This is a genomic window from Listeria monocytogenes (assembly GCF_041765605.1).
GTDB classification, from domain to species: domain Bacteria; phylum Bacillota; class Bacilli; order Lactobacillales; family Listeriaceae; genus Listeria; species Listeria monocytogenes_D.
In genome coordinates, this window is sequence record NZ_CP168900.1 from 2,034,528 (window position 1) to 2,054,762 (window position 20,235).

21 protein-coding genes are annotated in these 20,235 nt (G+C 38.3%); 2 read left to right on the top strand and 19 right to left on the bottom strand.

What is annotated here, in order from left to right:
- Positions 1-6: 6 nt before the first annotated feature.
- The 13 genes from AB2Q86_RS10365 to AB2Q86_RS10425 all read right to left on the bottom strand — a co-directional run bounded on the left by AB2Q86_RS10365 (position 7) and on the right by AB2Q86_RS10425 (position 13,248).
- On the bottom strand, positions 7-1,797 hold the full coding sequence (locus AB2Q86_RS10365) for an ATP-binding protein (protein WP_003728770.1): 1,791 nt from the start codon (positions 1,795-1,797) through the stop codon (positions 7-9).
- Positions 1,798-1,897: 100 nt separating this feature from the next.
- Positions 1,898-2,614, bottom strand: a complete 717-nt coding sequence (locus AB2Q86_RS10370; protein ID WP_003723595.1) for a response regulator transcription factor — start codon at positions 2,612-2,614, stop codon at positions 1,898-1,900.
- A 165-nt stretch (positions 2,615-2,779) separates the two neighbouring features.
- Positions 2,780-3,514, bottom strand: a complete 735-nt coding sequence (locus AB2Q86_RS10375) for a pseudouridine synthase (protein ID WP_003728771.1) — start codon at positions 3,512-3,514, stop codon at positions 2,780-2,782.
- 2 nt (positions 3,515-3,516) lie between these two features.
- Positions 3,517-4,113, bottom strand: a complete 597-nt coding sequence (scpB, locus tag AB2Q86_RS10380) for an SMC-Scp complex subunit ScpB (protein WP_003728772.1) — start codon at positions 4,111-4,113, stop codon at positions 3,517-3,519.
- Complete coding sequence (locus tag AB2Q86_RS10385; protein WP_003728773.1) at positions 4,110-4,859, bottom strand: segregation/condensation protein A; 750 nt, start codon at positions 4,857-4,859, stop codon at positions 4,110-4,112. The genes scpB and AB2Q86_RS10385 overlap by 4 nt, the downstream gene beginning before the upstream one ends.
- 15 nt (positions 4,860-4,874) lie before the next feature.
- Positions 4,875-6,185, bottom strand: coding sequence for a diaminopimelate decarboxylase (gene lysA / locus AB2Q86_RS10390; RefSeq protein ID WP_012581052.1), 1,311 nt, complete (start codon positions 6,183-6,185; stop codon positions 4,875-4,877).
- A gap of 180 nt (positions 6,186-6,365) precedes the next feature.
- A complete protein-coding gene (locus AB2Q86_RS10395; RefSeq protein WP_003725941.1) occupies positions 6,366-7,184 on the bottom strand; it encodes a purine-nucleoside phosphorylase in 819 nt (272 codons plus the stop codon).
- Between the two features lie 18 nt (positions 7,185-7,202).
- Positions 7,203-8,387: a phosphopentomutase gene (gene deoB / locus AB2Q86_RS10400; RefSeq protein ID WP_012581051.1), complete on the bottom strand. Its 1,185-nt coding sequence runs from the start codon at positions 8,385-8,387 to the stop codon at positions 7,203-7,205.
- A gap of 28 nt (positions 8,388-8,415) precedes the next feature.
- Positions 8,416-9,309, bottom strand: a complete 894-nt coding sequence (gene xerD / locus AB2Q86_RS10405) for a site-specific tyrosine recombinase XerD (protein WP_003728776.1) — start codon at positions 9,307-9,309, stop codon at positions 8,416-8,418.
- Between the two features lie 154 nt (positions 9,310-9,463).
- Positions 9,464-9,916 (bottom strand): ferric iron uptake transcriptional regulator, encoded by a 453-nt coding sequence (fur, locus tag AB2Q86_RS10410; RefSeq protein WP_012581050.1) that lies wholly within the window; start codon positions 9,914-9,916, stop codon positions 9,464-9,466.
- Between the two features lie 241 nt (positions 9,917-10,157).
- Positions 10,158-11,180: an iron ABC transporter permease gene (locus AB2Q86_RS10415; protein WP_012581049.1), complete on the bottom strand. Its 1,023-nt coding sequence runs from the start codon at positions 11,178-11,180 to the stop codon at positions 10,158-10,160.
- Positions 11,180-12,205 (bottom strand): iron ABC transporter permease, encoded by a 1,026-nt coding sequence (locus tag AB2Q86_RS10420; RefSeq protein ID WP_003727986.1) that lies wholly within the window; start codon positions 12,203-12,205, stop codon positions 11,180-11,182. Before AB2Q86_RS10420 ends, AB2Q86_RS10415 begins: the two co-directional genes overlap by 1 nt.
- A gap of 101 nt (positions 12,206-12,306) precedes the next feature.
- Entirely contained in the window at positions 12,307-13,248 is a 942-nt protein-coding gene (locus tag AB2Q86_RS10425; RefSeq protein WP_012581048.1) for an iron-hydroxamate ABC transporter substrate-binding protein, read from the bottom strand.
- A 164-nt stretch (positions 13,249-13,412) separates the two neighbouring features.
- On the opposite strand from AB2Q86_RS10425, the gene AB2Q86_RS10430 reads away from it, so the two are divergent.
- Complete coding sequence (locus AB2Q86_RS10430) at positions 13,413-14,237, top strand: ABC transporter ATP-binding protein (RefSeq protein ID WP_003728780.1); 825 nt, start codon at positions 13,413-13,415, stop codon at positions 14,235-14,237.
- Positions 14,227-15,225, top strand: a complete 999-nt coding sequence (locus AB2Q86_RS10435; RefSeq protein ID WP_012581047.1) for an NAD(P)/FAD-dependent oxidoreductase — start codon at positions 14,227-14,229, stop codon at positions 15,223-15,225. The genes AB2Q86_RS10430 and AB2Q86_RS10435 overlap by 11 nt, the downstream gene beginning before the upstream one ends.
- A 15-nt stretch (positions 15,226-15,240) precedes the next feature.
- On the opposite strand, the gene timR is transcribed toward AB2Q86_RS10435, so the two are convergent.
- From timR to AB2Q86_RS10465, 6 genes are all read right to left on the bottom strand, one after another.
- Positions 15,241-15,861, bottom strand: coding sequence for a macrodiolide transporter TimAB transcriptional regulator TimA (gene timR, locus AB2Q86_RS10440; protein ID WP_012581046.1), 621 nt, complete (start codon positions 15,859-15,861; stop codon positions 15,241-15,243).
- The gene (timB, locus tag AB2Q86_RS10445) at positions 15,861-16,676 is read right to left on the bottom strand and encodes a macrodiolide ABC transporter permease TimB (RefSeq protein WP_003728783.1); all 816 of its coding nucleotides are present in this window, start codon (positions 16,674-16,676) and stop codon (positions 15,861-15,863) included. The genes timR and timB overlap by 1 nt, the downstream gene beginning before the upstream one ends.
- Positions 16,673-17,560 carry a macrodiolide ABC transporter ATP-binding protein TimA gene (timA, locus tag AB2Q86_RS10450; RefSeq protein WP_012581045.1) on the bottom strand — a complete coding sequence of 296 codons (888 nt, stop codon included), beginning with the start codon at positions 17,558-17,560 and terminating at the stop codon, positions 16,673-16,675. Before timA ends, timB begins: the two co-directional genes overlap by 4 nt.
- Positions 17,561-18,210: 650 nt before the next feature.
- Positions 18,211-18,798: a hypothetical protein gene (locus AB2Q86_RS10455; RefSeq protein WP_225365341.1), complete on the bottom strand. Its 588-nt coding sequence runs from the start codon at positions 18,796-18,798 to the stop codon at positions 18,211-18,213.
- Positions 18,799-18,942: 144 nt separating this feature from the next.
- Complete coding sequence (locus AB2Q86_RS10460) at positions 18,943-19,413, bottom strand: Imm26 family immunity protein (protein ID WP_041176543.1); 471 nt, start codon at positions 19,411-19,413, stop codon at positions 18,943-18,945.
- A gap of 45 nt (positions 19,414-19,458) precedes the next feature.
- Positions 19,459-20,016, bottom strand: a complete 558-nt coding sequence (locus AB2Q86_RS10465) for an NUDIX hydrolase (RefSeq protein ID WP_012581043.1) — start codon at positions 20,014-20,016, stop codon at positions 19,459-19,461.
- Positions 20,017-20,235 lie beyond the last annotated feature (219 nt).

A 20,235-nucleotide genomic window follows, 5' to 3' on the forward strand; every position in this document is an offset into this window, starting at 1 on the left:
TCCAATCTATTTATAGAGAGGCAAAGTGATAATAAAATCAGATCCTTTACCTAATTCGCTTTCAACCGAAATTTTCCCATTATGTGCTTCTACAATATTTTTAACGATTGCAAGACCAATACCTGTCCCAACTGCTTTTCCGCGTTTTCTTGCTTTATCCACTTTATAAAAACGCTCAAACAGATATGGGATGTCTTCTTCCGCAATCCCGCTACCGTTGTCAGATACTGTGATTACAAGATTGCTCCTAGCCTCATCAATGGTTTGTTTTAAAATTACTTTTCCATCATAGCCTTCTTTTCCAGTATGACGAATAGCGTTCATAATTAAATTAATTAATACTTGCTCCATCCGGTCCGGATCAAAAGAATATTCTAAGTCTGGTGTTTCTAATTCTAACCCTAATTCCACAAAATTCTCTTTTGCAAGTACATCAAAATTAGAAATAACTTTTCGTAGCAATGGAGCGAGCGGTAATTTTTGATTATCCATTTGATTAAATCCAGCTTCCATTCTAGCAAGATCCAACATATCGTTCACCAAGCGTCCAATACGAAGGGATTCATCATAAATAATTTGCGCAAACTCCCGCACTTCTTCATCCGACTGAGCAACCCCGTCAATAATCGCTTCACTATAACCTTGTAACATCGAAATCGGTGTTCTAAGCTCATGCGAGACGTTATTAACAAAATCACTTTTCATTTTTTCAAGTTGTTTTTCTTCTGTCATATCCCGAATTACCGCAACAATACTGCGCACATGTTCCCCCGTATAGAGCAACGTTAAAATCGCTACATACGTATGATCTGCAAAAGTGATTTCGCCAACTTGAGATTCTTTCTTTTCTAGCGTATCATTTAACAATTCATTTAAAGCTACTGGAATGAGTACTTTTTCGGTATTTTCAGGCGAGAAGAACCAATTATGTAAAAATTCTTCTGCCGGCGGGTTACTAAGAATGATTGTTTTATCCACACTAAACTTAATAACACCATCAGCCATCCCAACTAAAATATTGGATAGCTGTTCTTTTTCTTGTCTAAGGGCGCTAACATTATATTTCAATTGTTTTGCCATATCGTTAAAAGCTACCCCAAGTTCGCCAATTTCATCATGCGTATAAGTCGGTACCCGGTTGTCAAAATTCCCTTTAGAAACAGCAATCGCAATTTTTTTCATTTCACGAAGCGGAAAAGCCATTCGAGAAGAAAAGACGAAAGACAAGATAGACGTAATAACTATCGCAATAATACCTGAAACAATTAAGGTGCTCATTGTTTTTTCGTTTACTTTAAGGATATCATGATAAGACTGATAAACGTAAACCACCCCAGTTTCACCATTCGCAAGCTTAAACTTCTGCGCGGAAATTTCGACTGGTAAGGAACTTTTTTCTGTTTTAAAATTATATTTCATCGTCACACTATTATCTTTTTCTAAGGCTTCATCTAATGTCTTATCTTGAATTAATTTATTAGCAGATGCACTAGAAATAGTATCTGGCGACTGCGATTGATAGACGCTTTTTCCGTTTTGTTCAATAATGACGCCCATCGTATCATCAAGTAGTATGAGTGCAGAATCATTATTATTTTCAGCAGAGATTACTTCATTATTTTCTTGCATAACAGTGATGATACTAGCAGTTTTATCCTCTAATTCGTTTGTTATTCGTGTAATATTATTTTTTTCATAAATCATTGCAACTAAAAATCCAGAAATAACTAAAATCCCTATCAGTAAAAGAATAATGGTACTCCAAATTTTGCCAACAATACTATTCCAAATCTTCATCTATTCTCACCTCGGTCCTCGCAAAAAAATAACGAACAAAGCACGTGCGGCATAACACTTGCCGATTAAACGTCTTTGCCCGTTATCTTAGTCTGTTTTATTAATCTTCTGGAACTTCAAATTTATATCCAAGACCCCAAACTGTTACAATCATTCTAGCAGCGTCTTCCGATACATCATGCAGTTTTTCACGAAGTCTTTTAACATGCGTATCAATTGTTCGTAAATCGCCAAAGAACTCATAACGCCACACTTCTTTTAAAAGTGACTCGCGGTCGAATACTTTATCCGGTGATTTAGCTAAATAATAAAGCAAGTCATATTCTTTCGGTGTCAAACCGATTTCTTTTCCATCGACAATAACACGGTGAGCTTCGTTATCAATTTTCAAATGTGGGAAAGTAATAATGTCTCCCGGTGTTCCTCCTGCTGATTCTTCTGAGGATTGTTTCGCACGACGAAGAACCGCCTTCACACGAAGTACAACTTCTCTTGGGCTAAATGGTTTTACGATGTAATCATCTGCGCCAACTTCAAAGCCTTGTACTCTGTTAGCTTCTTCTCCTTTTGCTGTCAACATGACAACTGGTGTTGATTTAAACTCTCTCAGTTCACGACAAACTTCGATGCCATCTTTACCAGGCATCATCAAATCAAGTAGGATTACTTCATAATTGTTGTTTAGCGCCATGCTTAATGCTTGATCACCATCACTAGCTTCTTCAATACGATAGTTCTCTCTTTCAAGATACATCTTAAGAAGGCGGCGTATCCGGTCCTCATCATCCACAACAAGCACTCTAACTTGTTCACTCATAAGTACTCATCCCCTAACTCTCATTTACATTCAATCAAATAAATGGAATCTTCCGTACCCACATACGAAAAAACCATACAATTGCCTATACCAAATTTCCTACGATTTAAATTATACATGTTTTTCACAAAACACGCTATTAGAAAGTATATTTTGTAAGAAAAGTTACTTTTTATTTTTACCAAATCTTGCTTCTGTTTTTAATTGTTTTACTTCATGATGTGATAATTCTCTGCGTTCCCCTGCGTTTAAACCGCGTAAATTCAAGAACGAATATTCTTCTCTTGATAATTTTTGTACTTCAAAACCAACCGCCTCAAACATTTTACGCACTTGGCGATTTCTGCCTTCATGAATGGTAATTTCTACAATCGCTTTATCTTTCGCTTTGTCAGACGAACGTACTTTTACTTTTGCTGGTGCTGTTTTGCGACCATCAATCACCACACCGCGTTCTAACTGACGAATCACTTCTCGTTCAGGAATACCTTTAATTCGTGCAATATATGTTTTGGAAACTTCATTTTTCGGATGCATTAGTAAATTAGCGAAATCTCCATCATTCGTCATTAATAATAATCCAGAAGTATCATAGTCAAGTCGTCCTACTGGGTATAATCTTTCAGGAATATCTGCAAAATAATCCGCTACAGTTGTACGACCTTTATCATCCGTTACAGCCGATACTGTTCCTCTTGGCTTATAAAAAAGGAAATAGCGATGTTCTTCTTTTGTTAGTTGAATTCCCTCTACTTCAATCCGCTCTGTACCGCTAACTTTCACACCTAATTCTGTGACTACTTTACCGTTCACTGTTACTTTACCTTCTTGAATAAGCTTTTCTGCTTTTCTTCTTGAAGTAATACCTGCATTTGCAATCACTTTTTGTAAACGTTCCATTCTTATTCCTCCTCCTGTTCTTTACTTTGGTTAAACCGGTCAAAAAACAGGTCCATTTCATTCTGATCTGGTTCTTCTGCCGCTGGATCAGCAAGTTTTGGTAAATCCTCTAGAGAATTCAGGCCAAATGCATCTAAAAATTCACTTGTAGTAACGTAAAGTTTTGCTCGGCCAGCTCCGTCCACACGACCTTTATCTGTTACAAGTCCTTTGGCTACTAGGGTTCTGATTGGACCATCTGTTTGAACACCGCGAACCTCATCGACTTCCATTCTTGTAACTGGTTGACGATACGCAATAATCGCTAAAGTCTCTAGTGATGCTTGCGACAAAACAGTGTTACTTGGAACTTCAACGAGTTTACGTAAATAATCCGCATGGGCTTTTTTTGTAGCTAATTGAAAAGTTCCTGCAAGCTCTAAAAGAATCAGTCCTCTATCCGCACTTCCATTGTATCGTTCACTTAAAAGCTCTAATAAATTGAGCGCTTCAATATGCGTGATTTCCATGACTTCAGTTAATTGTTCCGTTGAAAGTCCCGCATCGCCTGCTGCAAAAAGCAAACTCTCTAATATGCCTAATTGTTCTTCTCTGTTCACGATAGTTCTTCCCCTTTACCTTGCACATATAAATCCGCAAAACTTTCTGCTTGTTCTACTTCGACCAATTTTCGTTTCATTAATTCTAGCAAAGCTAAAAATGTAACGACAAGTTGTTCTTTCGTTTGTTCTTCAAATAGCTCATCAAATCGTAAGCGGTGATTGACTTGTTGATGTAATTTCCCTAAAACAGAATCCATTCTTTCATCAATAGAGATTTCCTGCGTAGTAATTCGTGTATGCAATGGTTTATTTAACTTTTTACGTCGCAACATTTTGTTAAAAGCGCTTAACATATCGTTTAATGATACATCGAGTTCCGCTACTTTTGTCCCGTCATCATATTCTGCTAAGTCCATTGGTGGTTTACTGAAATAAAAGCTCCGTTCCGCCTCTTTTTCTTTTAGTTCTTTGGCGGCTTCTTTAAAGCGTTTGTATTCCATTAGTTTTTCAACTAAAGCGTCACGAGGATCCTCTTCCTCTTCTAGTGTATCATAGTCGATTTCCAGTTCTTGTTTTGGAAGGAGCATTTTACTTTTGATTGCCAGTAAAGTTGCTGCCATCACTAAATATTCGCTGGCAACATCTAATTCCATTTCTTGCATTGTATGAACAAATTCCATGTATTGGTCCGTAATTTCAGCCATGGGGATGTCATAAATATCGACTTCTAGTTGTCCAATTAAATGAAGAAGTAAGTCAAGCGGTCCTTCAAATGCGTCCACTTTAAAATTCATTTCTACCATATTTGTCCCGCCCTACTATAATGAAAGATCATTTTGCACTAAATTTTCATATGTTTCGCGGGCAACGATTAATTTATCGATTCCGTTTTCCACAAAAACAACTGGTGGTCTTGGGATACGGTTATAATTACTTGCCATCGCATATCCATAGGCTCCTGTACAAAATACCGCCAACACTTCACCGGCGTTTGATTTCGGTAGTGGTAAATCCCATATTAACATATCACCAGACTCACAACATTTCCCTGCGATAGCCACTGTTTCTTCTGCAACTTTCTCTGGGTTTGCCGCAAGAACAGCATCGTAATGGGCATCATATAACGCTGGACGGATATTATCAGACATGCCACCATCCACCGCAATATAATTCCGAATTCCCGGAACTTCTTTACGTGAACCAACTTTATAAAGTGTTGTTCCTGCTTCACCAACAAGCGAACGACCCGGCTCAATCCAAATTTCAGGAATGTCAATATCGTTACTATTAGCCACATCTCGCACTTCATCCATAATTTGACGTACGTATTCGCCAGGTTCAAGTGGTTCGTCTTCCGCCGTATAGCGTACACCGAAACCACCACCAAGATTAAGTACTTTGGAATCAAATCCTAGCGTTTGGTGCCATTCAACTAATTTATCCATAATACGACGAGCCGCTAATTTAAAACCAGTTGTTTCAAAAATTTGCGACCCAATATGACAGTGAAGACCAATTAAATCAAAGGATGCACTTGCATGAAGTACTTGTTTAATCGCTTTTTCAGCTTGTCCATTTGTAAGTCCAAATCCAAATTTCGAATCATCTTGGCCTGTTAAAATATAGTCATGTGTATGAGCTTCTATCCCCGGCGTCACGCGAATTAAAACCGAAGCTTTTTCATTTCGTTCTATTAATATCTCTTCTAATAAACTAATTTCATAATAATTATCGATAACAAAACAACCGATGCCATAGTCAAGCGCCATATGTATTTCTTCTGCACTTTTATTATTTCCGTGAAAATGAATTCTTTCTGGAGGGAAATTTGCTTTTATTGCCGTATAAAGTTCTCCGCCTGAAACAACATCGAGCGATAAGCCTTCTTCGGCCATCAGCTGATAAATCGCTACTGCAGAAAATGCTTTACTCGCATAAGCTACCTGTGCTTTTACGCCTAGCTCCTCGAATGTTTTCTTAAATCCTCTTGCTCGGTCACGGATTAGCGCTACATCATAAACGTACAGCGGCGTACCATATTTTTCAGTAAGCTTTAAAGTGTCCACCCCTCCAATTTCGAGATGTCCTTCTGCATTTACATTCATTGTTCCAAGCCGTTCAAACGTCACGCCAATCCCACCTTTACATTATAGATTTTTAAAAGTTCTTTTATATAGTAGCACACTAAGAAGCCGAGCGACAATAACTATCTGAAAATATTATCAAATACGTAAAAAACTCAGCCCAAATCTATTATCTCCTTGCTTCAGAAAATAACAAATTTGGGCTGAGATTAGCTACCGATTATTTTAAGAAATTTTAGCAACAATGGCTTTTACATATTGTAAAAACGTGCTGCGAACTTGATCTGTTGTTTCAATAACTTCCGTATGAGAAAGTGGTTGATCCAGAATGCCGGCTGCCATATTGGTAATACAAGAAATACCTAGCACTCGTAATCCAGCATGGTTCGCAATGATTACTTCCGGTACAGTGGACATCCCAACTGCATCTGCTCCAAGTGTACGCATCATTTGAATTTCAGCAGGTGTTTCATAAGTTGGACCGCTAAATCCAGCATAAACACCTTCACGGATAGTCAAATTAAGTTCTTGAGCAATAAGTCTAGCATCCACACGTAGAGCTAAATTATACGCCTCGGACATATCTGGGAAACGCGGTCCAAAATGCTCATCATTTGGTCCAATAAGCGGGTTCGTTCCAGTAAAGTTAATGTGATCAGAAATCAACATTAAGTCTCCAGCAGAATATAATTCATTTACGCCACCTGCCGCATTCGTCACAACAAGTACTTCTACACCAAGTTCTTTCATCACACGAACTGGGAAAGTAACATCTTGCATTGAATAGCCTTCATAAAAGTGGAAACGTCCTTGCATTGCAACAACTTCTTTATTTTCCAACTCACCAAAAACAAATTGGCCAGCATGTCCTTCTACTGTCGAAACAGGAAAATGTGGGATTTCGCTATAAGAAAGTTTTGTCGGATTGTTTACTTCATCCGCAAGCACACCTAGACCTGAACCAAGAATCAAACCAATTTTTGGTGTACCATTGTAACTTTCTCTAATTTTCGCAACTGCTTCATTTACTTTTTCTAAACTCATTTTTGTTCCTCCCTTTTCCTATTTCAAGTCTTTTAAGAAACTTGTTCCATATTCAGGCATTTTCACTTCAAAATTATCCGCAACTGTTGCGCCCAGATCGGCAAATGTTTTGCGTAATTCTAATTCTGAACCACCATTTTTGAAGCGTGGTGAGTATACAAGTAATGGTACAAACTCACGTGTGTGGTCTGTGCCAGAGTATGTTGGGTCATTTCCGTGATCAGCTGTAATAATTAATAGATCATCATCTGTTAGTTTTTCCATTACTTCTACTAAACGACCGTCAAAATCAACGAGCGCATCTGCATAACCTTGTGGATCACGACGATGTCCGAAGAGTGCATCAAAGTCTACTAAATTCAAGAAACTCATACCGTTAAAATCTTTATCTAACACAGCGATAAATTGATCCATTCCGTCCATATTTGATTTCGTACGGATAGATTCCGTAACACCTTCACCATCAAAAATATCAGAAATTTTACCAATGGCAATCACGTCTTTACCGCCATCTTTTAAAGCATCCATTACAGTTGGTTTAAATGGTTTTAGCGCATAGTCATGACGATTTGGCGTTCTAACAAACGCACCTGGTTCGCCGACAAATGGACGAGCGATAATACGACCAAGCATGTACGGGTCATCTAGTGTAATTTCACGGCAGAATTCACAGATTTCATATAATTCTTCCAAAGGTACGACATCTTCATGTGCTGCAATTTGTAAAACGGAGTCAGCTGAAGTGTAAACAATAAGCGCACCTGTTTTCACATGCTCTTCTCCAAGTTCAGCCATAATTTCTGTTCCGCTCGCTGGTTTATTTCCAATTACTTTACGTCCTGTTTTTTCTTCAATTTGGTTGATTAAATCATCCGGAAATCCATCTGGGAATACGCGGAAAGGCGTGTCAATGTATAGGCCCATGATTTCCCAGTGACCAGTCATTGTATCTTTACCATTTGAAGCTTCTTGCATTTTTGTATAGTAAGCAAGTGGTTTTTCTGCTTTTTTAATTCCGTCTATTTCTCGAATATTCGATAGACCTAATTTGCCCATTTCAGGCATTTTTAGTCCGCCGACGTGTTTGGCAATATGTCCAAATGTATCTACATCAAAATCACCAAATTTAGCAGCATCTGGTGCTTCTCCAATACCAACTGAATCCATTACAATTACATGTACTCGTTTAAATTTATCTGGCATATTTACTCATCCTTTTCAACTATATTTTTTAAGCGCGCGGGTGGAATTGTTTGTAGACATCTTTCAACCGCAGCTTTGTTACGTGTGTATAAATTTGTGTAGTGGAGATATCGGCGTGACCAAGGAGTTCTTGAACCGACCTTAAATCAGCCCCATTTTCAAGTAAATGAGTGGCGAATGAATGACGCAAAGTGTGCGGTGTAATCGGCTTTTCAATGCCAGATTCTTTCGCAATACCTTTTAAAATTTTCCAGAAACCTTGTCTTGTGAGTCCTTGACCGTGATGATTTAAAAACACAAAATCATTTCGGTATTTTGGTCTACGAAGTTTCGGTCTCGCTTCCTCTAAATACTTCTCTAACACAGTTGTTGCCGTTTTTCCAAGCGGGATAATTCTTTCTTTATCTCCTTTACCAATCGTTTGAATAAAACCCATATGAAGATGTAAATCGTCCATTTTCAGGCTGACAAGTTCCGTTACACGAAGCCCTGTCGCATATAAAATTTCCATCATTGCTTGGTCCCTTAATCCAAGTGGTGTACTCGTATCAGAGGAACTAAGTAATTTCTCCACATCATCTAGGTTTAAAACTTTTGGTAATCCTTGCGCTTGCTTCGGCGTTTCAATTTGAATCATTGGGTCATGTGACATTTTCCCATCGTGCATTAAATAATGAAAGAAAGATCGTAGTGAAGCAATATAGCGCGCCACACTTCTTGGTGATTTCCCTTCTTGTCTTGCAAATGCCATAAAACCAACTATATCGCTTCGTTCAAGTGTATTCGGATCTGTTAATCCCTTCGCTACATCCATATAAGAAACAAAATAGCGTAAATCTCGTTCATAAGCTTTGATTGTATTCGCGGATAAACCTCTCTCTACAATTAAAAAATGTAAAAAATCTTCTATTAAATCATTCATAAGCGTTTCCTCCACAAATCCTATTCTACCATGTTACACTCCCACTGAAAACGTTTAATTAATAGAAAAAGACTTATAATACTTTTCGCGCAATTCAGTCCATCTTTTTTTAATCATAAAAAAAGTTTGAGATAAATTATCCCAAACTTTTGTATTATTCTTTTTTAGTTTTTTGTCTGCAATCTGCGCAAATACCTTGGAAAGTCAGGCGATGATCTTTAACAAGAAAATTCCACTTCGATTCGACGATTTTCTCCACATCTTCTAATAAGTCTTCTTGAATTTCTTCCACAGACCCGCACTCTAAACATACTAAATGATGATGGAAATGTTTGGCTCCTTCTTGTCTCAAGTCATATCGAGAGACACCGTCACCAAAATTAATTTTATCAACCACGCGTAATTCAGTTAAAAGTTCCAACGTTCTATAAACGGTTGCAAGGCCAGTGTCAGGCGCAATATCTTTCACACGCAAGAAAACTTCCTCGGCACTTAAATGATCTTTTTCATTTTCCAGTAAAACGCGAACAGTGGCTTCCCGCTGTGGTGTTAATTTATAACTAGCATCATGAAGTTGTGCTTTAATGCGTCCAATACGACCTTCCATTATGGTTCCTCCCTTGGTTGCTACAACAAGTTGTCTTTCTAAATTATCATCATTATCATTTAACAATAAATACAGTTTATAATAATTATAAATAAAATGCAAGTTAGGAAATCACTTTTTTCAGTAAAAATGGCACGTAGTCAATTCCTATTGCTTATGTTTACTAAGATATCATAAAAGCAATAGGCTGTCTACAATGATTATCAATTACTAATTAATTTCTCGTTATCAATAATAATTATTATTTAGCTTTTGCAAGCAAGAACAAGAAATAAGGTGCACCGATAATTGCCACAACGATACCAGCAAATATTTCGGATGGTTGAATAATCAATCGTCCAATCGTATCCGCAAGTAATAGTAGTAGTCCTCCAGAAAGTGCCGCCGTTACCATCACCCAGCGATGCGCAGAGCCAACTAATTTTCTAGCAATATGCGGACCAATTAGACCAATAAATGCAATACCACCACTAACGGATACACAAGCAGCCGCCAAGCCAACTGCTACTATTAAAAGCACAAATTTTTCTCGCTCGACTCGAACGCCGAGCCCCGTTGCTACTTGGTCTCCAAAAGAGAGCACATCCAACGTCTTTACTTTCATAAAAGCAATTGCGCCTAAAACAATAAGCCATGGTAAAAGGGCAAAAACATATTGCCAGCTCGATGCCCAAATATTTCCCGCCATCCATTCAGCGTAACGTTGATAATTTTGTGGATCAAGCCGAACCGTAAGCAGCGTGATAAGTGCCGCAATCGCCGCCGCAACAGCAATCCCTGTAAGAAGCAATCGATTAGGCAACAATCCCTCGCTTCTACTATAAGAAAGTCCGTAAACAACAAACGCAGTTAAAATTGCCCCGACAAATCCAATAAATGGCATAAATAATACTGGTACATCCATCGTGGAAGGAAAAAAGGAAATATAAAGCATAACCGCAAGTCCCGCGCCATTATTAATCCCAAGAATACCCGGATCAGCTAACCCGTTTCCAGAAATCCCTTGCAAGATTGTTCCTGAAACCGCAAGCCCTGCACCAACCAATAGCGCAATAACTATCCGCGGCAAACGAAACTCTGTCACAATAAGTTGTGTTCCCGCGTCCGCCATTCCAAAAAACGACTTAATCACTTCCAAAAATGGCAATTTTGAATAACCAGCATTGACACTATATGTAAATGTACAAAAAATTAACACGCATAAAATAATCAATGTCCAAACTCGCCGCGATTTTTTCCGTTTTTCTGCCGTTGTCATATACATTATAAGTTCCTCCTTTCTTTACGTGCTACATATAGGAAGAAAGGAACCCCAATTAATGCAAAAATAACACTGATTGGCGTTTCATATGGCGGATTGATTGTTCTTGCCACAATATCCGCCGCTAATGTCAGAAAGGCTCCAACAACCGCCGAGCAAGGAATAATCCAGCGATAATCTACTCCAACTAAAAATCGCACCAAATGCGGCACAATCAAGCCAATAAATCCGACCGGACCAACGACCGACACAGCAAGCCCCGCCAAAATCAACACCACGACCATCGAAGCAATTTTAACAAAAGTAGTTTTTTCACCTAGACCAACAGCAATATCATCGCCTAAGCTTAAAATGGTAATCGATCTGCTTAGTAAAATCGCCGCAATAAGCGCTCCAAGTAACCAAGGCCAAATCGCCGCAAGCTGACTCCATTTCACACCAGCAACCCCGCCCGCGTACCAAAAGGCCAAATCTTGACTTAACTGAAAATAAATCGCGAGTCCTTCACTAAGCGCAGTAAGCAATGAACTAACCGCCGCTCCAGCAAGCACTAGCCTCGTTGGCGACATTGCACTCCCAGCAAGCGAACTAACGCCAAATACTAAAAATGCCCCAATTGCCGCACCAACAAAAGAAAATAAAATGAGCGAATTATAACTAAGCCACGGCATAAATGCAAAACAAACTGCTACCATAAACGTCGATCCAGCATTCAACCCAAGCAAGCCTGAATCAGCAAGTGGATTCCGAGTAATCCCTTGCATAATCGCTCCAGCAACCGCAAAAGCAGCCCCTATCGCCATATCCGCAACCACCCGAGGAACACGTAAACTTCGTATAATCTGGTGCTGTGTATCCGAACTATTATAATGAAAAAGTGCATCCCAAACCGTACTTAAATTAATATCGGCTGCACCAACCGCAATCCCGAATAACGCTAAAATGAGAAGCAACAAAATCCCACCCGAAAGTATGAATTTAGCAACAGTCGGTCTTGTATTCATTTTTATCTGTTTTGACTTATCCATCTGCACATGTTCCTTCCATCTAAATTATCCGCTCATTTCAAGTGATAATAATTATCAATCGCAAAGAAAATTATATCAATATCATTCACTAAGCGCAATCATTAGTTCGAAGCCAACAACTTCTCTACGATAATATCAAGCTGCCCTTCCACCGCTAAAGGATCATAATAAAACATCGTGTCAAAGTCCATTTGGTAAACATTCCCTGCTTTAAACGTCGGCAAATTTTTCCAAATTGGCGAGTTGGTTAAATCTTTTAATGTTTTCTCGCCGTCTTTGGCACTCCCAGAAGAAGTACTTGTAACGAACATTCTATCGGCCGCAAATTCAGGTAGTACTTCCAGTGAAATTTTCTGCCAGTCTTGCCCATCTAAAACATCTTTTTGAATTTTTGCAGGTGCTTTAAGTTGTAAAGCATTGTAAATCGCTTGACCACCACGCCCCATATTTTGCCCCATCACATAAAAATCCTTATCTTGTACTTCATAAATCCCTACTGTTTCATTCGGGTCTAGTTTATCCGCTAACTTCGCTCTACTTTCTTTAGCTTTTTGATGAAACTTATCTAGCCACGCCTCACCAGCCTTTTTTTCACCTACTAGGTCTGCGATTTGACGCACGTCTTCCTCCACATTTTTTGAAGTTGCGTACGGAATTAACACAGTTGGCGCAATTTTCGACATTGCTTCAAATTCATCTTCTTTTGAAACGATGATTAAATCTGGCTTTAATTCCGCCACTTTTTCCGCTGAAACTGGATCACCGATATCCGCAATCCCGTCCACACGCCCTTCCAAAAATGGGTTTTCCATTTGTTTTGCTCTGGCACCAACCGGCTTCATTCCTAGCAAAACTATATTACCTAGATATTCCGAAGCCACAATACGTTTCGGATGTGCTGGTATTTCTACTTTCTTTCCATTTGCCATTGTATATGTACGCATCTCGACCTCCTCATTTCCAGCCGATTTGTTATCTCCACAAGCAGTTAAAACCACTGCAATTAAAAGCATTGACACGAGTAAAATGATACCCTTTTTCAATTGAACCCCTCCTGTAACTGATAATAATTCTCAGTTAGTATAGCAACTTTCTTCACAAAGCGCAAATCATTTTGCCAAAGTATCACTTGCATCTTTGCCATAAAAACTCTATACTTAACCATTGAGAATGATTATCACCTTAACTTTAAATTGGAGCGATGAAAATGAAAGACCTTCATACTGATAACTTACAAATTTCATACGACAAACGAATCATTGTTGATGGTTTAGATATAGCCATTCCAGCTAATAAAATAACCGCTTTAGTAGGTGCAAACGGCTCAGGGAAATCGACTATTTTAAAAACGATGTCCCGCTTAATGAAACCTAGCAAGGGCGCTGTTTACTTAGATGGCAAAAGTATTCATAATGAATCAACGAGAGAGATTGCCAAACAATTAGCTATTTTGCCACAAAATCCTTCTGCACCTGATGGTTTGACGGTGTTTGAATTAATTTCTTATGGACGTTCCCCGCATCAAAGTAGTTTTAAATCCATTACCGCAAAAGATCGCGAAATTATTTTTTGGTCATTGCGCGTGACGAATTTAACGGAGTTCGCGGATCGACCAATTGATAGTTTATCAGGTGGACAACGGCAACGTGCTTGGATTGCCATGGCACTTGCTCAAGAAACGGATGTGCTTTTTCTTGATGAGCCGACTACCTTTTTAGATATGACGCACCAACTAGATGTACTTAATTTATTAAAACAATTAAACCAATCGGAAAACCGTACAATTGTGATGGTTGTCCACGATTTAAATCACGCATCTCGTTACGCGCACCATATGATTGCTATTAAAGAAGGAAAAGTCATTGCAGAAGGAACACCAACAAGCGTCATGACCGAACAAACTTTAGAAGACGTTTTTAATATCAAAGCAGATATTTTAATTGATCCTCGTAGCGGTGTCCCTCTTTGCCTTCCATACGAAACTTGCAACGGATGCGAAATTGTAAAGGAGCTTGATTCCATTGCCAAATGAGGTTTATGACGTAACTATTATTGGCGGCGGCCCCATCGGCCTATTCTCCGCTTTTTATAGCGGCTTGCGTTCTATGAAAACTAAAATTATCGATGCCGAACCAGCAGTTGGCGGCAAAATTCGTTACTTTTTTCCAGAAAAAATCATTCGCGACATTGGTGGCATTCCAGCTATTACCGGTGCAAATCTTGTCGCAAATTTAAAAGAACAAGCAGAAACCTTTCATCCGACTATTGTTTGCAACGAGCGAGTAGTTGATGTGACCAGACTAGCTGATGGCACATTCCAACTAACCTCGCATAACGGTTCGATTCATTTTTCTAAAACGATTGTTATTGCAACAGGCAGTGGCACTTTCGAAGTCAATAAACTCGAAGCTTTGCATGCCGAAGATTTCCCATCAGCCATTCATTATGATGTTAGAAACATCGAACAATTTCGCAACAAAGTAGTGGCTGTTTCTGGCGGTGGAAATGCTGCTATTGACTGGGCTCAAACCCTCGAACCCATTGCCAAACAAGTACACCTTATTTACCGTGGCGAGGATTTTAAAGCACACGAGGAAAGTGTCCGAGAACTTCAAAATTCTCGCGTCGAAATCCATATCCACCATGAAATCAGTGAACTAATCGGAACGAACAACCAACTAACAGAAATCAATGTTTGCTGCAATCAAACCCAAGCCACGAAAACAATTCAAACAGATGCACTTTTCATTAATCACGGGGTAAAAGTAGACCTTGGAACAATGGCGGAGTGGGGCTTTGAACAAGCCGATTTTGGCATTGTCGTGGATGACGAGATGAAGACGACGGTTCCTGGCATTTTCGCTTGTGGAGATAGTGCGACCTACCCTCGAAAAATACGCATTATCGCAGCGGGGCTTCATGAAGGGCCCATCGCGATTAATAGTGCGAAAAAATATTTAGAACCTACTGCCGCAGATGAAGCGATGATTAGCACGCATCACGAAAGCTTTATTGGTTAAAAAAAGGATTTGGGCTCACTCGCCCAAATCCTTTTTTTCTTCGCATATCCCAAATTCGACAATTCGCATCATTTCCGTAAAATCCTTCGCAAGCGGAACAAAATCTTCCATCGTCGCATTCGGATGACTTTGCAAATAGACTGTACTCGTCTCCGTAATATGTTTAAAAAGAGCCGCCATCACTTTACGCGCCGCATCCATGTTCACATCTTTTTTCAACTTCATTTCACTTAAAACTTGATTCATTTGTGCTTCCGACCGCTCAATTGCCTTATCAAAAAAGCCATCCAGTTTGCCTTTCAATTCAACGGGGGGATTTCCATAAGCTTGCATAATCAATCCGAATACGGCAGGATATTTGCGATTAAAATCCAGTTTCATTTTCGTTGACCAAATCGCCATTTCGACAAAGTCTGCCCAATGTTCCCCTTCCAAACGAACCTCCTTGGTCGCAAAATCAACCGCATAACTAACAGCCGCAACATAAAGCTTTTCTTTAGAACCAAAATAGTGAAAAATTAGCCCTTTCGAAACACCAGCTTTTGCGCAAATTTTATTCGTACTAGCCGCCTGATATCCTTTTTCCGTAAATTCTTCCATTGCTGCTTCTATAATTTTTAGTCGTTTTTCATCCATTATACTTTCAAATCCTTTTTCTTATACAGAACAAATGTCATAGCAACCATCACGACAATTACCCCACATGAAATCAAGGCATTGGTTCCAGTAATTCCTTTATTCATAATTTCTGAAGGAATCGCATAATTAATTGGTGAAAAATATTGGAAGAAATCGACCTTATCATTTAAACCAGCCATAATACCCAAAATATACGTCAAGAATACTAGCGCAAGTGCAACCGGGGAGGCTTGCTTAGCTGAACGAAGCACCGCTGAAACCATAAAACCTGCACTCATAAATACAGCAGCCACTAGCAACTCGCTAGAAAACACTCGTACAAGCTCCATGACTAAATTACCACCATCAACCCCACTCGGCTTCAAGAAAAGAACAAGTACGACCGAAGCCACAAATGTAATTGCCCAAAAAGCTACAAACGACAATAAGTTCCCAATCATTTTCCAGAAAACTAGACTAGTCCGTGTAATTGGCTGCGCATATAAAAACTCAATCGTCCCGTCCGTTTCTTCTTTTATCAACGCCTGCGCTCCTATTAACGCCGCGTATACACATGCCGCAATAAAAATATATTGAAAAACATACGCAAAATAGGCATCAATATTCGTTAAATCCGCCATCGAATCCATATGCAAAATTTTCATCATATCTTGCGGAAGTGCATTCATTTTCGTATTCACTAAATCTTGCATTCCACTACTTTGCATACTTGGGAAGAAAGCCATAAAAACACCTAAAATCACAATCACCACAACTGCCCAAACAACCAGACTCTTTATCCGCGTTTTCCATTCAATGTGCAAGATGTTCATTTGACTTCTCCCCCTTCGTATAGCGTCATAAACTTATCTTCCAGTTCTTGATTCGTAATGGTTAAATCCGTAATTTCTTTTTCTTGAAGTAGCGGCAAAATCGTTTTAATATCATCATCAAAAATAAGACGTGCTTTTCCCGCCTCGTTTTCAATCACTCTTGCGCCCGCATTCGTTAATTTTTCCAATGGCAAATTCGTTCCCTTCAGCGCAATCACTTTACCCGTCATTTGTTGATTAGCGATATCTTCCACCGCGATAATATTTCCGTTTCGAATAAAAGCAGCTCTTGAACAATATTCTTGAACCTCACGTAAATTATGACTAGAAAGAAAAATCGTCATTCCTTCTTTATTTCGCTCAGTCATTTCTTTAAACAAATAATGTTGCATTAATGGATCCAGCCCATTCGTTGGTTCATCTAAAATAAATAATTTCGGTTCAGTAATAAGTCCAGCGACAATCGCCACTTTTTTCTTATTTCCAAGCGACATTTCTCCAAAGCGTTTTTTCGGATCAATTGAAAACATTTCATAATATGTATTCATTTTTTGCGTTGCATTTTCAATATGATGGAACTTGGCAGCGTAGTGGATAATATCATTTGCTGTCATTTGTGGATAATAGCGAACTTCACTCGGCACATATCCGACCATTTTCTTAATTTCAGCAGAGTCTTTCACCACATCTTTCCCAAGGACCGTCGCACTCCCACTCGTTGCGTAAATAAAATTCAGTAAGACTTTAATTGTCGTTGATTTCCCCGCACCATTCGGACCGATAAAACCGTAAAGTTCCCCTTCATTTACAGACAAATTCACATTTTCAATTGCTCGCTTTTTATGGTAATTTTTTGTGAGCGACTCCACTTTAATTGCTTCCATGTTCTCTCCTCCACACTCAAATTGACCACTTAGTCAACTAGAGTATAACCTCTTTTGACCAGGTAGTCAATTTAGAACTATTAAGTCCTTTCTCACAATCAAAATCTAATTCCAACTAAAATCTATAAATGTAGACAGATTACTGTTTTTCATCCTCCTAAAGTCTTTAAAAATCCACTTTTAGCCTAATAATGCTAATTTCAATAATCGCTTAATTCCAGATAGAATAACTATATTCCAGGTGATATAATACAGTATGTAAGTAAGTTTATGGTGGTGGCTAGCTCTTTCAACATGAAAGGGGGGTGCCTATGACTTTTTTGTTAGGAACTCCTGGAAAGGATAACCCATGACCGTTTATGAAGCACTCTCTTTTGCAGTCGCTTTTACAACTTTAATGTTGTTACTAAACAGTCAAAATAACACAAAAAAATAACCACTCATAAACTTTGGACGGTTTAGTGGTTATTTTTATAACATATTAAACTAGCTGCCACCTTAAATGGGCTTACGTTTGAGGGTCATGTTCTTGCATGGCTCTCTTTTCATAATAATACCACATTCTAAGCTCTTTTGGCAATAATTCACATAATTAAGGCACAACGATAATTAACTCTACTATAACTTTAAATGAATGAGATTATCTAGTCCTATATAATATCCAATTCTTGAAAGCATAGAAAATTCTCTTCATCCAATGAAGCTAATTTATCTCTAACTTTTTCTGATACTACTAGGTTGAATGCTCCACCCCATTTATCTAAAGAAAAACACTCAAGTTCTGATGGTATTTTATTTCTTTGCAATGTTGGTTTAAGGAAAAATTGGGCTATAGAGTTTTCCCATGGCTCAAGCGTATAATTCGAAGGCCATTCAATATATTCCGATTTATTGAAATCAACACAATCGACTTTCCTATTAAAATGAAAAACCACGTAATCATTATTTTCAGCTTCAACTGCTACATTTAAAAGTTCAAGGCCATTGAATGAAATTTCAGCTTTATTAAATTTCCTTGCATTTGCTATTAGATAATAAGTGCCAATACTTGCAAAATCAGGACTTTCACCCTTCTTTATTGCTTTAATTTTTAATTTGTACTCTCTATTTATTAAATACGGATAAGCGTCTTTAGGGGCTATTCTTTCCATATTATTATAAAAATCAATACTAAACACTTCATATTTCTTCCATTTTTTCTTATCATTATTGAGCATTAGTTTATAATACTTCATCATTCGCCCCTTTCTATAATTCTATTTAATCGTTCTCCTAATTTCTTTATAAACTGCAACCATCATAAATAGGTTTAGGCTTTCATACACTATTATTAAAAAGACTTCTTCAAAATATAAAGTAACCTTCTATTTGCACCTTGCGTCCTATTTTAGAACAACTTTATTTGGTTTTTTGTCTATTGAAATTAATAATGAATCTAGATAGTTAGGATCATGAAAGCTATTCCAGGGCACTAAAGAATAATACGCATTCATTAAGCTTACAATAATTCCAGAACCTCGTGAAGTAACATTTATGAAACCGTCTCTCCTCAATTCGTCCAGTTTGATATACTTATTAATTGGAAATTCTGTGGAAGCCGTGGAAAAAACCTTCCAATCCCCCGAATCTAAAAGGTCTCTAGTTACAAATAGTAATGATATTAACTCATTTTCATATAGAATGGGTTCAACTTCTGGAATTTCATTTACACGATGGGCATAAAATGCGCAAACAGCGCTATTCAGAGCATCTGGTTCAAAACCTACAACTCTGCCTATACAGAAAGAACCATCTAGTAGTGAAACCGAAAATAAATCACCAACACCCCACACTTGTTTTTTTCGCTTTGTCATTTTTCATAGTCTCCTATAAATTTATCACACACAGTCGAACAAAATTTATTCATTTTCTTCTATTAATAGTTGCATTTTCCAGTACTGTATCGCGTACATTGTTTTTGCGTCATGAATGCATTGTTGCGCTATTAATTGTTCTGCTTCTTCCAGCGTTACTTTGACTAAATTAATAAATTCATCTGCATCTTGCGCCAATGGATGCTCCATTTTCCGGAGGTCACGCGCTACATAAATATATAAAAGTTCATTGGCAAATCCAGGTGATGTATAAAAAGAAGTGAGATACGTTAAATCATCGGACTGAAAACCAGTTTCTTCTTCTAGTTCCCGTTTTGCGGTCACGAGCGGATCTTCCCCTGGCTCCATTTTACCAGCTGGAATTTCGATAATGTTTTTTTCGAGTGGCTTTCGGAATTGCTCTACTAAGTACATTCTTCCATCTGCTGAAAAAGGTATAATTGCCACACCACCGGGATGCTTGACGATTTCGCGCTTGCCCTTTTCCCCGTTTGGCAACTCCACATCATCTACTTGCAATTCAATAATATTTCCGCTAAAAAACTTTTCTGTATGGAGCGTTTTTTCCTCTAGTGAGTCCATTTCTGCCACCTACCTCTCATTTTTTTCATTATAACATAACTAAGTCCGAGTTTAATTTACATCGCACGACTGATAACATCTATTTTCTAAATATGGTATGATAAGAACAAATAAAGGACAATTTCTAAAATATAAAAACCATTCAGCTTGCCTAGTTTTCGCTTACAAAATATACTTAAATGGTAGGTTACTTTCCATCAATCTTTATTTTTAGAAAAA

What these genes read in the sequence shown, in the direction of transcription:
- AB2Q86_RS10365 (WP_003728770.1), bottom strand. Translation starts at nt 1,797, where the DNA reads ATGAAGATTTGGAATAGTATTGTTGGCAAAATTTGGAGTACCATTATT.
- AB2Q86_RS10370 (WP_003723595.1), bottom strand. Translation starts at nt 2,614, where the DNA reads ATGAGTGAACAAGTTAGAGTGCTTGTTGTGGATGATGAGGACCGGATA.
- AB2Q86_RS10375 (WP_003728771.1), bottom strand. Translation starts at nt 3,514, where the DNA reads ATGGAACGTTTACAAAAAGTGATTGCAAATGCAGGTATTACTTCAAGA.
- AB2Q86_RS10385 (WP_003728773.1), bottom strand. Translation starts at nt 4,859, where the DNA reads ATGGTAGAAATGAATTTTAAAGTGGACGCATTTGAAGGACCGCTTGAC.
- AB2Q86_RS10395 (WP_003725941.1), bottom strand. Translation starts at nt 7,184, where the DNA reads ATGAGTTTAGAAAAAGTAAATGAAGCAGTTGCGAAAATTAGAGAAAGT.
- deoB (WP_012581051.1), bottom strand. Translation starts at nt 8,387, where the DNA reads ATGCCAGATAAATTTAAACGAGTACATGTAATTGTAATGGATTCAGTT.
- xerD (WP_003728776.1), bottom strand. Translation starts at nt 9,309, where the DNA reads ATGAATGATTTAATAGAAGATTTTTTACATTTTTTAATTGTAGAGAGA.
- fur (WP_012581050.1), bottom strand. Translation starts at nt 9,916, where the DNA reads ATGGAAGGTCGTATTGGACGCATTAAAGCACAACTTCATGATGCTAGT.
- AB2Q86_RS10415 (WP_012581049.1), bottom strand. Translation starts at nt 11,180, where the DNA reads ATGTATATGACAACGGCAGAAAAACGGAAAAAATCGCGGCGAGTTTGG.
- AB2Q86_RS10420 (WP_003727986.1), bottom strand. Translation starts at nt 12,205, where the DNA reads ATGGATAAGTCAAAACAGATAAAAATGAATACAAGACCGACTGTTGCT.
- AB2Q86_RS10430 (WP_003728780.1), top strand. Translation starts at nt 13,413, where the DNA reads ATGAAAGACCTTCATACTGATAACTTACAAATTTCATACGACAAACGA.
- timR (WP_012581046.1), bottom strand. Translation starts at nt 15,861, where the DNA reads ATGGATGAAAAACGACTAAAAATTATAGAAGCAGCAATGGAAGAATTT.
- timB (WP_003728783.1), bottom strand. Translation starts at nt 16,676, where the DNA reads ATGAACATCTTGCACATTGAATGGAAAACGCGGATAAAGAGTCTGGTT.
- timA (WP_012581045.1), bottom strand. Translation starts at nt 17,560, where the DNA reads ATGGAAGCAATTAAAGTGGAGTCGCTCACAAAAAATTACCATAAAAAG.
- AB2Q86_RS10455 (WP_225365341.1), bottom strand. Translation starts at nt 18,798, where the DNA reads ATGATGAAGTATTATAAACTAATGCTCAATAATGATAAGAAAAAATGG.
- AB2Q86_RS10460 (WP_041176543.1), bottom strand. Translation starts at nt 19,413, where the DNA reads ATGACAAAGCGAAAAAAACAAGTGTGGGGTGTTGGTGATTTATTTTCG.
- AB2Q86_RS10465 (WP_012581043.1), bottom strand. Translation starts at nt 20,016, where the DNA reads ATGGACTCACTAGAGGAAAAAACGCTCCATACAGAAAAGTTTTTTAGC.